1 protein-coding gene is annotated in these 484 nt (G+C 61.8%); it reads left to right on the top strand.

From position 1 onward, the window contains the following. A partial coding sequence (locus tag EN893_RS37450) for an ATP-binding cassette domain-containing protein (protein WP_128362332.1) occupies positions 1 to 484 on the top strand: 484 nt, incomplete at both ends.

The following is a 484-nucleotide window of genomic DNA, read 5'->3' as shown; positions in this document are numbered from 1 at the left end:
AGCTCGGCTATGTCGACCAGAGCCGCGATGCGCTCGATCCGTCAAAGACGGTGTGGGAAGAGATTTCCGGCGGCGCCGAAGTGGTCAAGCTCGGCAAGTTCGAAGCCAACACGCGTGCCTATTGCGCGTCGTTCAACTTCCGTGGCGGCGACCAGCAGCAGAAGGTCGGCAATCTGTCCGGCGGTCAGCGCAACCGCGTGCATCTGGCCAAGATGCTGAAGACCGGCGGCAATGTGCTGCTGCTCGACGAACCGACCAACGATCTCGATACGGAAACGCTGGCCGCACTCGAAGACGCGCTGGAAAACTTCGGCGGCTGCGCCGTCATCATCTCGCACGATCGTATGTTCCTCGATCGCCTGGCGACGCACATCCTCGCCTTCGAGGGCGACAGCCATGTCGAATGGTTCGAAGGCAATTTCGAGGATTACGAGCAGGACAAGATCCGCCGCCTCGGGCCGGATGCCGTCAACCCGCACCGCAT

Source organism: Mesorhizobium sp. M7A.F.Ca.CA.004.04.2.1 (assembly GCF_004022825.1).
Classification (GTDB): domain Bacteria; phylum Pseudomonadota; class Alphaproteobacteria; order Rhizobiales; family Rhizobiaceae; genus Mesorhizobium.
Note: the sequence above shows the minus strand (reverse complement) of the source record. Positions and strands in the feature narration are given on the sequence as shown.